Source organism: Prosthecobacter algae (assembly GCF_039542385.1).
GTDB lineage: Bacteria > Verrucomicrobiota > Verrucomicrobiia > Verrucomicrobiales > Verrucomicrobiaceae > Prosthecobacter > Prosthecobacter algae.
In genome coordinates, this window is sequence record NZ_BAABIA010000007.1 from 327,732 (window position 1) to 340,578 (window position 12,847).

Annotated in this window: 10 protein-coding genes; 4 read left to right on the forward strand and 6 right to left on the reverse strand. The window is 59.0% G+C overall.

Features of this window, described 5'->3' with window-relative positions; all coding sequences use genetic code 11:
• Positions 1-78: 78 nt before the first annotated feature.
• Entirely contained in the window at positions 79-594 is a 516-nt protein-coding gene (locus tag ABEB25_RS17840) for an REP-associated tyrosine transposase (RefSeq protein WP_345737790.1), read from the reverse strand.
• A 402-nt stretch (positions 595-996) separates the two neighbouring features.
• On the opposite strand from ABEB25_RS17840, the gene efp reads away from it, so the two are divergent.
• Positions 997-1,563 (forward strand): elongation factor P, encoded by a 567-nt coding sequence (gene efp / locus ABEB25_RS17845; protein ID WP_184213027.1) that lies wholly within the window; start codon positions 997-999, stop codon positions 1,561-1,563.
• A gap of 532 nt (positions 1,564-2,095) precedes the next feature.
• On the opposite strand, the gene ABEB25_RS17850 is transcribed toward efp, so the two are convergent.
• Both ABEB25_RS17850 and ABEB25_RS17855 read right to left on the reverse strand, forming a co-directional pair.
• Positions 2,096-3,307: a M20/M25/M40 family metallo-hydrolase gene (locus ABEB25_RS17850; RefSeq protein WP_345737791.1), complete on the reverse strand. Its 1,212-nt coding sequence runs from the start codon at positions 3,305-3,307 to the stop codon at positions 2,096-2,098.
• A gap of 11 nt (positions 3,308-3,318) precedes the next feature.
• Positions 3,319-4,296: an enolase C-terminal domain-like protein gene (locus ABEB25_RS17855; protein WP_345737792.1), complete on the reverse strand. Its 978-nt coding sequence runs from the start codon at positions 4,294-4,296 to the stop codon at positions 3,319-3,321.
• Positions 4,297-4,385: 89 nt separating this feature from the next.
• Between ABEB25_RS17855 and ABEB25_RS17860 the strand changes: the two genes are divergently transcribed.
• Positions 4,386-5,621 (forward strand): class I SAM-dependent rRNA methyltransferase, encoded by a 1,236-nt coding sequence (locus ABEB25_RS17860; RefSeq protein ID WP_345737793.1) that lies wholly within the window; start codon positions 4,386-4,388, stop codon positions 5,619-5,621.
• Positions 5,622-5,642: 21 nt separating this feature from the next.
• On the opposite strand, the gene mutL is transcribed toward ABEB25_RS17860, so the two are convergent.
• Positions 5,643-7,529: a DNA mismatch repair endonuclease MutL gene (mutL, locus tag ABEB25_RS17865; protein WP_345737794.1), complete on the reverse strand. Its 1,887-nt coding sequence runs from the start codon at positions 7,527-7,529 to the stop codon at positions 5,643-5,645.
• A gap of 104 nt (positions 7,530-7,633) precedes the next feature.
• On the opposite strand from mutL, the gene ABEB25_RS17870 reads away from it, so the two are divergent.
• Entirely contained in the window at positions 7,634-7,969 is a 336-nt protein-coding gene (locus tag ABEB25_RS17870; protein WP_345737795.1) for a HesB/IscA family protein, read from the forward strand.
• A gap of 225 nt (positions 7,970-8,194) precedes the next feature.
• Entirely contained in the window at positions 8,195-8,875 is a 681-nt protein-coding gene (locus ABEB25_RS17875; protein WP_345737796.1) for a hypothetical protein, read from the forward strand.
• A gap of 446 nt (positions 8,876-9,321) precedes the next feature.
• Here the strand turns inward: ABEB25_RS17875 and ABEB25_RS17880 are convergent, their stop codons facing one another.
• Positions 9,322-12,120: a PVC-type heme-binding CxxCH protein gene (locus tag ABEB25_RS17880; protein WP_345737797.1), complete on the reverse strand. Its 2,799-nt coding sequence runs from the start codon at positions 12,118-12,120 to the stop codon at positions 9,322-9,324.
• Positions 12,121-12,218: 98 nt separating this feature from the next.
• Positions 12,219-12,845, reverse strand: coding sequence for a response regulator (locus ABEB25_RS17885; protein ID WP_345737798.1), 627 nt, complete (start codon positions 12,843-12,845; stop codon positions 12,219-12,221).
• Between the last annotated feature and the right edge of the window lie 2 nt (positions 12,846-12,847).

The following is a 12,847-nucleotide window of genomic DNA, read 5'->3' on the forward strand; positions in this document are numbered from 1 at the left end:
AGCTGGTGGGGCAGATCGTTCGGCCTTCACTGCGGCTGGGGACCAGCCGCCCTACCGATGGCCGCAATCGATCGTCATTTACCAGGGACCGATCACCAATCCCTGTGACGTCCAGTGCATTTGGTGCGGCCAGTCTTCGGGATTCGCGCACAGTTGTTGGCGAACTGGATTATTCCGAATGTAATGATGTTTGGCCTTTTCTTCCTGATCGTTGCGCAATCGATGATCAAAAAAGCCGTCCTGCCAGACGACCCCGAGTTGGCGGGCTGTGTAGCGTTTCCAACTTCTAAAAAGATCCGCCATCACGGCCCCTCGGGGAAAGCTCAAGATGACATGAAGATGGTCCGGCATCAGCAGGAGCAGTGTGATGTGCCACTTGTGCTGATCATCGTAAAAACGTGCCGATTCTAGCAGGGCGCTTGAAACAGTTGGTTGGGTCAGTTGCTCACGGCCGCGTTCCGCGCAGTTGACGGTGACGAAGAAAAAGGAACCGCCTTCGACCCAATGAGGCACATCGTGATGCAGTCGCTGGCGATTGGGCAAATCGTCGTTAGGCATGATTGGGTATTTTGAGTCAACAGGCAGATCAATCAAGGCGATTTGAAGTCTCAGGTAGGGAGCGTTGTCCCAACGCGCCGGGGTTTAGGGACGGAGGGACTTCGATGGGTGGATCTGGTGGGGCGGATCGTTTGGACTTCGCTGCGGCTGGGGACCAGCCGCCCTACCAAGTCGATGGAACCCTACCAGCCGACGGGCGCTTTCTTGGTCTGATCCAACGCGCCGTGGGTTGGGGGAAGGAGGGACTTTGGTGGCTGGATCTGACGGGGGGATCGCTCGGCCTTCGCTGCGGCTGGGGACCAGCCGCCCTACCAGCCGACGGGCGCTTTCGTGGTCTGAGGTAGGGGGCGTTGTCCCAACGCTCCGGGGTTGTCCGGGCGGGGCGGGTGGATTCCCTTCTTGCTTTTCCCGGAAATGGGCCTAAAACCCTCGCTCTCTATGGCATCAACCCCAGTCATCAACCTCCGCAAGGGGCACGCGGTTCGTTACAACAACGAAGTCTGCATCGTGTCCGATTTCGAACTCAAGACGCCGCCGCGCATGGCGTCCTACGTGCAGATGTCCGTCCGCACCCTCAGCACCGGCAAGGTGTACAACCTGCGCATGACCTCCAACGAGTCTCTCGAGGCCGTGAACCTGAACCGTGAGCCGCATGAGTACAGCTACAAGGACGGTGAAGACTACCACTTCATGCACCCTGAGACGTTTGAAGACGTGGTTCTGATGGAATCCCAGGTCAAAAACGCCAAGGACTACCTCATCGAAGGCCAGAAATACACCGTCCAGTTCGCTGACGACGTGGTGATCGGTATCGAACTGCCGCCTTCTGTCGTGATGACCGTCACCGAATCCCCTGAAGGGGTGAAGGGCGACTCCGCCAACAATGTGTACAAGGCTGCCAAGCTGGAAACCGGTCTGGTGGTCCAGGTGCCTCTCTTCATTGGTCCTGGCGACAAGATCAGCGTGAAGACGGAAGACAACAGCTACCTCGGTCGCTCGAACTAAGCCGGGTCTAACCAGCTTTAGTTTTCAATCTTTGAAGCCCCGGTGAATGCCGGGGCTTTTTTTTGGGGGGGAGGTGTAGCTGCTCGTGCCAGCGAGTGGTCAGGGCGAGGGTTGTTGAGCTTTCGAACTTTCCCAATCCCCACGTCCTGGCGGACGCGGCTACACGCCGTAGCTGCTAGCTCCAGCGAGTGGTCAGGGCGAGGGTTCTTGAGCTTTCGATGCTTCCCAATCCCCACGTCCTGGCGGACGCGGCTACACGCCGTAGCTGCTCGCGCCAGCGAGTGGTTCGGGCGAAGGTTCTTGAGCTTTCGAGGCTTCCCAATCCCCACGTCCTGGCGGACGCGGCTACACGCCGTAGCTGCTCGCGCCAGCGAGTGGTCAGGGCGAGGGTTGTTGAGCTTTCGAACTTTCCCAATCCCCACGTCCTGGCGGACGCAGCTACACGCCGTAGCTGCTCGCGCCAGCGAGTGGTCAGGGCGAGGGTTCTTGAGCTTTCGATGCTTTCCCAATCCCCACGTCCTGGCGGACGCTGCTACGCAGAAGGCGACGCCAAAGAAGCGAGGGCGAGGATGTTCATGACGGCTTTGGGCACGAAAGTATCTGGCTCGACATACTCGGGGAGCTTGCTGCCATCAGCAGTGCGTTCGGAGCAATGGGCGTTGCCGCCACTGGGGCCCATGGCATCGAGAGTCGGGGCGAGGGAGCAGAGGTAATTCGCGTCGCTGAGGCCGCCACGGGCCATGGGAAGGACGGGAAGGTTCAGCGCGGCTCCGGCCTGGGCCCAGGCTTCAAAAAGGCGATCAGTCTCCGCTCCACCCGGCCAGGCAGTTGTGCTGCCCAGACGCTCCACCACGATCTGTGCGCCGGCGGCGGTAGGTCCGGCCATGGCCTCCAGCGCGGTGGCGGCGCGTGCAAGAACCTGGGGATCAAAGGCGCGCATTTCCAGCTCGGCCACGGCCTCATGCGGCACGCGGTTGAGAACCGTACCTCCGTGAATATTGGCCACATTCACCGTTAGGCCATCGGCCGGGCTGCTCAAAGCGTGGACAAAGGGTAAGAGGGCGGCGAGTTCCACCACGGCATTGATACCGAGGGCATGATTGCTGCCAGCATGGGCGGCGCGACCCTGGCAGGTGATGCGGTATTCCAGCCGCCCTTTTCGTGCGGTGACGATATGATAGCCAGCCTCATCCCGTGGGCCGCCTTCAAAAACGAGAACCGCCCGGGCACCCTGCGGGCAGCGTTCCTGGGTGCGCTGGGCGAAGTCGGAACCAATGACTTCCTCGGCCGCGTTCGCGGCGATGAGCCAGTGCGTATTCTCAAAGAGATCCGGCAGCACGTCCTTCATCGTGCGCAGCAGCAGCCAGATGAGGGCGGTGCCGCCTTTGTTATCCACGCTGCCGGGGCCATAAATTCGGGAGTCCTCCTCCTGCCAGCGGAAGTTGTTTTGAACCTCCTCCTCCGGTGGAAAAACGGTGTCCAGGTGCGTGACCAGAACGATGGGCGGAGCACTGGCGGCCAAGCCCTGGCGGCGCAGCAGCAGATGCGGGCCATGAGCCGGATGGGAAGCGGGGACAAATTCTGAGGTGAAACCCAGTGTGTCAAAGCAGGCAGCGGTGAGCTGGCCGACGGCCTGAATGCCCGGAACATTCGTGGTGAAGCTGTTGATCTCCACCATGCGCCGCAGCCAATGCAGGGCCTCGGGCAGATGATGCTGGGCACGAGCCGTGAGGTCTTCGATCATGATGATGGAGCTTACGTTCGGGGGCGAGCACCGATGCCATTTTCCTGCGGCATGAGGAGGCGGCCTTCGGCATCAAAAGTGATGCCGAGATAATCGTCGTCTGCCAGATAAAGATGGCCATCGAGATCCACATAATCGGCCCAGGGAGCTAAGTGTGCGGCAGCGGTGGTGCCGAGGCTGCTTTCGATCATGCAGCCGAGGATGATGCCCAGGCCATGCTGGCGGGCGGAGGCGATCATTTCAATGCCACCGGCAAAAGAGCCGCACTTCAGCAGCTTCACATTCACGCCCTGCACCAGAGGAGCCAGATGATGAACATCGTCCGCATTCTGCGCACTTTCGTCGGCATAGAGCGGCAGGGATTCAGAAGGCAGTTTGGAGCGCAACTCGCTCCACGTTTCCACCCCGCCATGATGATGAATGGGCTGCTCCACCAGGGCGAGGTCATACCGCGCCAAGCGAGGGAGCATCTGCACCGTCTCGTCCACCGACCAACCGCCATTCACATCGGCGAACATCGTGGCCTGGGGAGCAGCGGCGCGGGCGGTGGCAACGATAGCCTCGTCATGGACCAAATCACCGCTGCCGAGCTTCAACTTCAGCACCCGAAACTGCCGGGCAGTCTGGCACACCTTTTCTGCAAAGGCCGAGAGGTCGGTGGGAATGCCCAGGGAACGGCAGGCGTGAATGTCCAGCCAAGGGCGGCCTGGCCCGAGAATCCGTTCCGCCCGATGCCAGAGTGGCTCAGGCTTTTGATCAGCCTGGAAAAGGTCCAGCGCCAGGCGTCCAGCGCGGGTGCCATCCCCCACTTGCGGCCCCTGCAGCCAGGCCAGCGTGTCCTCCGGGCTTTCGCCATAGTAGGGGACAAAGGGGGCCTCGCCCGTAGCCTGGCCACCAGTGATCCGCACCACCTGACGGGTGGAGGAGACCCCGTGAGCGATGCGGAAGGGCTCCGTGAGATGCAGGGTCTTCAGGACGGCTTCGGGCATGATTTCGCACTTTGGCGGAGGATTCTGCGGATTGAGAAGTGAAATCTGCAAATCCTGTGCCAATGGTGGCGATTCCAGCAGAATCGCCCATGCCCCGTCCCTACCCTTCCCGTTATCCATCGAATGCCCCGAAGCCACCGCCCCCTGGCAGTGAAACCTGGGTACGTCCGTGGGCGCAGATGAAGTACTACTCCTACCATCCGGCCATTTTTCCGAACATGGTGGGTGCCATCTCCAGCGATGCGGGAGCCGGCGACCTGGTGAATGTTTATGATAAAGAGGGGCAACCTTTTGGCGCCGGCTTTCTGAACCCGAAGGCACGTGTGCCGCTGCGGGTGATCCACCACGGCATCACTCCCTTTGGCGAGGCGGATCTGGATGCTCGCCTGGTGCAGGCGGTGCGGATGCGCAAGGAAATGCTGAAGCTGGATGCGACCACCAATGCCTACCGCGTGATCCACTCCGACGCCGATGGCCTCAGCGGACTCATTGTGGACCGTTACGACGACACGCTTTCCATCCTGATCACGACCCTGGGTGTGTGGCGGCGCATCCGCCGCTGGCTGCCTTTGTTGCACAAGGAGTTAGGCACCAGCTCCCACGTCATCCAGACGGATCCGGACATCTCCCTCATCGAAAGCATGCGCATCAGCGATGTGCCGGAGGTGGATGATCCCGCGCCGAAGACGGTGCGCATCCGTGAAAACGACGTGCGGTTTGCCGTGAACTTTGAGGATGGTCACAAGACGGGCTTTTTCTGCGACCAGCGCGACAACCGACTGAAATTCGGCCAGCTGGCCAAAGGGCGTGTGCTGGACCTCTGCACCTACACGGGCGGCTTTGCCCTGGCGGCCAAGCTCATCGGCAAGTGTGAAGACGTGACCGGCGTGGACCTGGATGAAAAGGCCATCGCCCAGGCCAAACAGAACGCGAACCTGAACCAGACCAAGCTGAACTGGACACAAGGCGATGCCTTTGGTTGGTCGCGCCAGATGATCAAAAACGGTGAACTGTGGGATACCGTGGTGCTGGACCCACCGAAGCTGATCCATCACCGCGACACGCTGGAAGAAGGCATCTTCAAATATCGCGATCTCAACGGGCTGGCGATCCAGCTCGTCAAGCGTGGTGGCTTGTTTGTCACCTGCTCCTGCTCAGGGCTGATCAGCACGGAAGAATTTGAAGAACTGGTGATGGGTGTGGCCCACCGTCATGGACGCAAGCTGCAGATCCTCGACCGCACCGGCCCCGGACTGGACCATCCAGTGATGTCCAACTGCCCCGAAAGCCGTTACCTGAAAGTCATCTGGTCCATCGTTGTCTAAGTGACCTTGCGGGCATCCGAATTAGGGAGCCTGCCGTCCGAATTTGCGCTCTAGCTCATTGAGAGACATCTGAATGAGCGTGGGGCGGCCATGCGGGCAGCAATACGGCATTTCACAGGCAAAAAGATCCTCCAGCAGGGCCTGGATTTCTGGCAAGGCCAGACGGTCATTCGCCTTCACGGAATGGCGGCACACCGTGGTGGCGATCATGTCTTCCCCAAGGCGCAGCGAGGAGCTTTTGGAGCTGAGGCTCTGCAGTTCCTCGATCACCTGATCCAGCCACGCGAGTGGATCGTCGGTTTTCAAAAAGGTGGGCAGCGCCTCAACCTTGAAAGTGTTGGGGCCAAAGGGTTCCGCCTCAATGCCCAGCCGGGATAAGGCCTCCAGATTGCGGGTCAGCACATCGGCATCACGCGGGCTCGTTTGCAGCGTCAGCGGCATGAGCAGCCTCTGTGAGGGCACCCCGCCCTGCTCCATGGCCTTGCGCATTTTTTCAAAGTTCACGCGCTCATGCGCCGCATGCTGGTCCATGAGGACGAGGCCCTCGGTGCTTTCCATCAGCACGTAGAGCTTGTGCAGCACGCCGATGATGCGGAAGTGCGGCATCTGCTTTTTCACCGGGGCTTCTTCCACTTCCTCCTCAGGCTGCAGATGGGGCGCAACAGCCGGAGATGTTTTGACCGAGGGAGCTGCCTCCAGGGAAGCAAGCTGAGTGACCTCGGCAGACGATGCAGGAGAATCAGCCGATGGACGTGGACTCGCGATGGCAGGCTCTGGCGTCAGAAACGAAGCGGCCCGTGGTGACACTGCCGCACGTGCCCCGGAAGCCGCCGGAATGACCATCTCTGACTGCACACTCGCAGCCTCCGCCACGGGCAGGCGCGGCACGGATGGCACATGGCCGGTGGGCAGCTTGCTGCCCGTCTCCAAGGCCCGCTTCACAGCGCGAGCGACGGCTTCACGCACGGCGAAACCATCGTGAAAACGCACCTCCTTTTTGGCCGGGTGCACGTTGATGTCAAAGGCTTGGGCCTCCATCTCCAGAAAGAGAAAGGTCACCGGATACTGGCCTTTCATCAGGGCATTGTGAAAGCCCTCCTTGAGACCGTAGTTGATGGCCGGACTCTCAATCGGACGGCCATTCAAAAAGGTGATCTGCTGCTGCCGATTGGAGCGGCTGAGCCCTGGCCCGCCGATGTAGCCGGAAACGCTTACGCCCAGATGCTCCACCTCGGGCAGCTTGATGAGACGCGTCACCAGTTCATCCCCCGCCAGACCACGTATGCGGTCGATCATATCGGCAGTGGCCGGAAGATGGAAGGTGACCGCACCATCCCGGATGAGCGTGAATGCCGTCTGGGGATTGGCAATCGCATGGAGGCGGAACTGCTGCTCGATGTGCGAGTACTCCGTGGCCTCCGTACGCAGAAATTTCCGCCGCGCAGGCACATTGAAAAACAGGGAGCGCACCTCGATGACGGTGCCGTGATTGCCGCCATGATCCTTCACCGCGCTGAGCTTGCCGCCCATGATCTCGATCTCCGTGCCGCTGAGGGCATCGCGTTCACGTGTGGCCAGACGAAAGCGCGAGACGCTGGCGATGCTGGGCAGGGCCTCGCCACGAAAGCCAAAGGTGCGGATGGCGGCTAGGTCTTCTTTGGTCCGGATCTTGCTCGTCGCGTGCCGCTCCATGCACAGCATCGCATCCTCACGGTCCATCCCGCAGCCGTCATCGGTGATGCGGATGAGCGCCGTGCCGCCGCGCTGCACCTCCACGGTGATGTGCCGCGCCCCGGCATCCAGGCTGTTTTCCACCAGTTCGCGAATGACCGCCGCAGGCCGCTCCACGACTTCCCCCGCCGCCACCTGGCTGGCGAGTGAATCGGAAAGAATACGAATTTTTGACATAACTCTGCAAATAGTGCAGGACGAACGCACGTAAACCCACCATGTCACATCAACGCACCAGAATGCTAATCTAGGTTTGCGGATTTTTTTCTTTCTCTCTTTTTATGATTCAGATCACCCCGAGTGCCATCACGGAACTCTCTCACATGCTCGAAGCCCAAAAGGCCGCTGCCGGCAGCGGGCTTCGCATCGGTGTGGAAAAAGGTGGGTGCGCAGGTTTGCAATACGCAATGCGCATCGCCCAACCTGAACCCACCGACCACCTCTTCACCGAAGGCGGTGTCACTCTCATTGTGGACAATGACAGTTTGGCATTTTTGGATGGTAGCACAATTGATTACATTGATGCTTTGAACGACTCTGGCTTTCGTGTTATCAACCCCAACGCCACACGCAGCTGTGGCTGTGGAACATCGTTTGAACCGAAGGAATCCGCCTGAGGAACAAATTTTCGACGATTCACAAAAAAAACTTTTCTTTTTGATTTGAACCAGTAAAATTTCAGGAGACTGATTTTTACAGTTTTTAACAATTTTCTCAATTTTGATATGCAAGTTCGATTTCTGAGCGACGGAAGCGAATACCGCTCTTATGGCGGAGGCAGCCTTTCACAAAAAAAGGAAGGCGGCGGTATCTTTTGGTGGGCGATTCTCATCACACTCCTTATGGGAGCCGCCACTTTCTGCTGGTTTTTCAGCATCATGGTTTTTTCCCACCCGGAAAAGCCCTTCAATTACAAGGTCTTGGCAAAGTTTAAAAAACTCACGCCCCTGCGCCCTTACACCATCTACACAGCCCCTCCAGGCAAGTCCTTTGGTGCCCGTGACCTCCTTAGCGAGTTCACCCCCTACAACCACGAGCAGCTCAGCGTCCGCAATGACGTGTTCAAGCGGTCCTACCTGAAGAATTACCAGCACGAGCAGCCGATGTACCTCATGGGCAGCTTCCGCGTCCTCAGCGCCCGCCCTCTGGCCGATTCGGATGTGTTCACCCAGGGCTGGATCGTTCGCGCCCGCTCCAGCGATCTGGAAGATGTGGATCTGGAACTCGTGATGCCCGGCCTGCAGAAAGAGGCAGCGCCTTTTGCCTCCGGTGACGTCATCACCCTGCAAAAGCGCAGCTACGCCTCTGCCTTGCACGTTCAGCGCATGGATGAGGACCGCCTCTGCATCACCGTCGTTCCCCTGGCTTACCAGACGACCGCCAAGACTGGCAACGAAGTGCTGGCACTCACTCCACCGGAGCGCCTGAACATGGAAGCCTACTGGCCCATCACCCGCGATCCCGGCTCTGAAATGGCCCTCACCCAGCAGGAGCCTGCCGACATCGCTGCGGCCAAGCCTTAAGCGGACGGAGAAAGCTTTACACGCTTCCTGTTAGACCTTTCATTTTTCATCAGGCCGCACTCCATCCGGGTGCGGCTTTTTGATGTCGGGTCTCCTGACACAATTCAGTGGCTTTAACGAATCAGACGATGTCTCAAAAGTCGGCTTCTAAGGCAAGCCCTGTGCTCACGATGCACCGCTCCCATGGATGGTGGTAACCCTTGAGCCACACACCTTTCTTGCCGATCTCCTGTTCAAGGAATTGCCGATGCCAAACCGTTCAATACAGTTTGTTAGGCTCATCCACGCATGTGTCCATCCCGCGAAGTACATAGACCTCGCCATCAGGTCATCACTCGTTAGGCAGCTCATGCCTCAATGGATAACAACCGACCCTTCCGACTCGTTCAGCGATCACAAAAAATGGCCAGCCCTATGAGGGCTGGCCATTTCTTGAACGCAGAGCCTTATTCGGCCCGTAGGCTGAGAATGAAGGCTTTCACGTCTTCAAACTCCTGAGGTTTCAGGATGAGATTCATCGGCGGCATTGGGCTGATCGGCGTAGCGGTGTAGCCTTCGGCCAGCCGGGCATTGGGGTTCACCAGGGATTCCAGGATGTAGGCCTCGTCCTTGCGGCTGGCGATGCCGTCCAGGGCAGGCCCCACAGGGCTACCCTTCCCGCCCAGCATGTGGCAGGTCATGCAGGCGGCCACAGGATGTTTCCAGAAAATGTCCTCGCCGCGCTTGGCATCACCTAACAAGGTTTGCTTTTCATCATTCAGAGGAGTCAGTTCGCAGAGCTTCACTTCATCAAAGTAGCCGTCGCCTTTGCCCACGTGGAGGATGTTGATGCTGGCTTTGTCCTTGTCTTTGTTGGTGAAGACGACGTCCACTTCGTTCCAGTCGCTGACACGCGCGGTGTTCTTCGCCGTTTCGTGACGGCCGATGTGGTCATTGAAACTGACCTTGCCTTTCAGTGCGTGCGTCTTCACCCAGCCACTGAGACGATAGGTGGTGTTACGCTTCAGCGGCACCTCCTGATAGAGACTGGTGTCGCCATCGTCGCGGGTAATGCAGCGGACGGCCTTTTCACCCGCGTGATTTTTGCCATCACCGCCCACGGACGTCCATTCAGCCTGGACCGTGCCCGGCTTGTTGCCGTAGTCGCGGCGCTTCCAGCCCACGGGCAGCCCATCGGTGCCGATGTCTTCCAGTCCCGCATTGGTCAGCAGATTGGGGCCTTCCTTGAAGGCGCTGGCCCCGTGCTTCTTCGACAGCACGCGGGCGGCCTCCACCAGCCATTCGTCGCCCTGCACGATGGGATCGCTGCTGAGGCGTGAGACAAGGGTCTTGATCTCCTCCGTGGTTGGCAGCTCTGCCAGTTTCACAAAGGCCGCCAAGCGTGTATGCAGATCTGCATCCGAGATGGTTCCGGAGCCAAACAGCAGCGCAGCCGCCTTCGCGTCCGTTCCCAGCGCGCGGATGGCATTGCGGCGCAGGATAGGGTCCTTAGAGAGCAGCGCCGCCTTGTGAGTGGCCTCATCCAGCTTGCCCAGACCTTGCAGCGTCCAGAGGGCATGCGCAGCTCCTGGGCCGCCCTCTTTCATGAGCATGGCGCTGTTTTCCGGAAGCCTGCCTTTTTCCACGTCCAAGCGTTGGGCCGTCAGGCGTGACCATTGCGTGTCACCATCCAGCGAAGGTTTAGAGATCTTCGCAGAAGCCCCCTTGGCCACCACGCGATAGATGCGTCCACGTTCATGATCGCGCAGATCGTTTTTATGAGCGCCGCCTACACCCGTTTCGCCTTTGAAACCACCCCGCTCCACACTCGGTGTGGGATTGTGCTGGATGATGAAGTTTTGGAAATCAGCAAACCACACCGCCCCATCAGGACCGACCTCGGCAAAAACAGGGGACATCCACTCGTCCGTGCTCGCCACCAGATTATAGCTATCCTTGGCCGTGTAGCCTGCCCCCTGCGGCTGCACGTCCATCAGCGTGATTACTTTCATGGTCGGTTCGCAAACCATGGCTATCCCTTGCAGGCGTGTCGGCAGGGACTTGCTTTCAATGAAGGCGCTGCCTGCGGCTGCGGTATAACCATTGAAGACATCCACCTGACGATAGTTCGGCGTGATCGTATGCACCGTGTCCACTTCATTGATCTTCTTGGCCGTCATCGCCCGCAGCCCGCTGGGCATGATGGACTGAGGCAAGCCGCCGTAAAAAATCGGAGCGCCGTTAGCGGTACCGCCGAATTGATCCCCCGCTGCATTGGCACTGTGTCCCCAGGCATTGTTGGTGAATTGATGCAAGAACTCCAGGGCGCTGCCATCCGGCTTGAAGCGATAGGTGCCCATCATGAACTTCAGGTCTTTGCCACCGACTTGGCCCTCAAAGCCACTGTAGCCCACACAGCCGTAGATCCAGTTATCCAGACCGTAGTGGAGATTGCTGGCCTGGGCATGCGTATCCCGGATGCCATAACCGGTGATGATGTCCTGGCGGATGTCCGCCTTGTCATCGCCATCGGTGTCCTTGAGGAACATGAAACGCGGCGGCTGGCTGACGATCACCCCGCCATTGGCAAACACCAAAGCGGTGGGGATGTTTAGCTTGTCAGCAAAGACCGTGAACTTGTCAGCCCGGCCATCGCCATCAGTGTCTTCACAGATCTTGATCGAGTCATTCCCCTTCCCATCCTCGACAAGGCCATGGGGGTAGTCGCTGGTTTCACAGACCCAGCAGCGGCCCCGTTCATCCCAGGCAAAGGCAATGGGCTTGCGGATGTCCGGCTCCGCCGCGAAGAGTTTCAGCTCCAGATCCGCCGGCACCTGCGTGCGTTCCATGCTGCCTTTGACATCGAAAGGATATTGGAAGGTGAGCGGCTGCGGGCGCTTTTCGTAGTTGGCCACCATCGGATGCGCCTCACGCTTCTCCGGCTCGCGTTGCGCCAGAAAGGCCTCATAGCTCTGGCGTCTTTCTTTGGACAAAGCAGCGAGCACCTGTTCACGAACAGCCTCAGGCTTGCCTGCTTCTTCGGCTTTTAAAACGCAATCATAGTTAGGCGCGGAGGAAGCCTCGGTGGCGTAGTCAAACCAGATGGCGTCTCGGCCTAGTTCTTTCATGGCCTCATGCAGAGCCCCCAATTTGGAACGTTCGGCACCTGAGGGATCGAGGTAAAGTACACGCACAGGCCCCGAGACCGGACTCTGGGCCAGAGCCGCCAAGGGCAAAAACAAAGCAAGGAGGGAAACAAACTTCATGGTTGGAAGGAGTGATTGAATTTCACCCTATCTAACGACGGCACACCCCTTTCTTCCTCTGACAACTTTTATGCGAGATCAGACATCACACCTTAACCTCACACCCTCACTAGGCCACGCCGGATCGCCTCCGCTGTGGCCTGGGCGCGGTCGTTGACCTTCAGTTTCACCAGGATGCGGCTGACGTGCTGTTTCACCGTGTCTTCCCCGATGCCCAGCGTCGCCGCGATTTCCTTGTTCGCATTTCCCTGCGTGACCAGCGTCAGGATCTCGCGCTCTCGTGGCGTGATCTCCGGCTCGGCCGTGCGTTCTTTCAAGCGAGCCTCCAGATCAGCAGGCAGCCATTTTTCACCCTTGGCAACGGTGCGAATGGCCTTCAGCAAATCCTCGCGGGAGGACGATTTTTGAAGGTAACCCAGAGCGCCGGCACGCATCGCGGCCTGCACCTCTTCATCACGGGCAAAGGTGGAAAACATCAGCACCTGGGCATTCGGGTGGCCGGCGATTAGCTGCGCTGTGGTTTCAATGCCAGAGATGCCAGGCAATTGCAGATCCATGAGGACGACCTGAGGTTTGAACTGATCAAAGGCCGCGAGGGCCAGCTCTCCTCGGTCCACCTCTCCAGCCACCCGCAGATCGTCTTCAAGCTCTAGTGAGGCCGCAAGGCCGCTGCGCACCACAAAGTGGTCATCCACAAGCAAAAGGGTGATGGGAAATTCAGCCATGA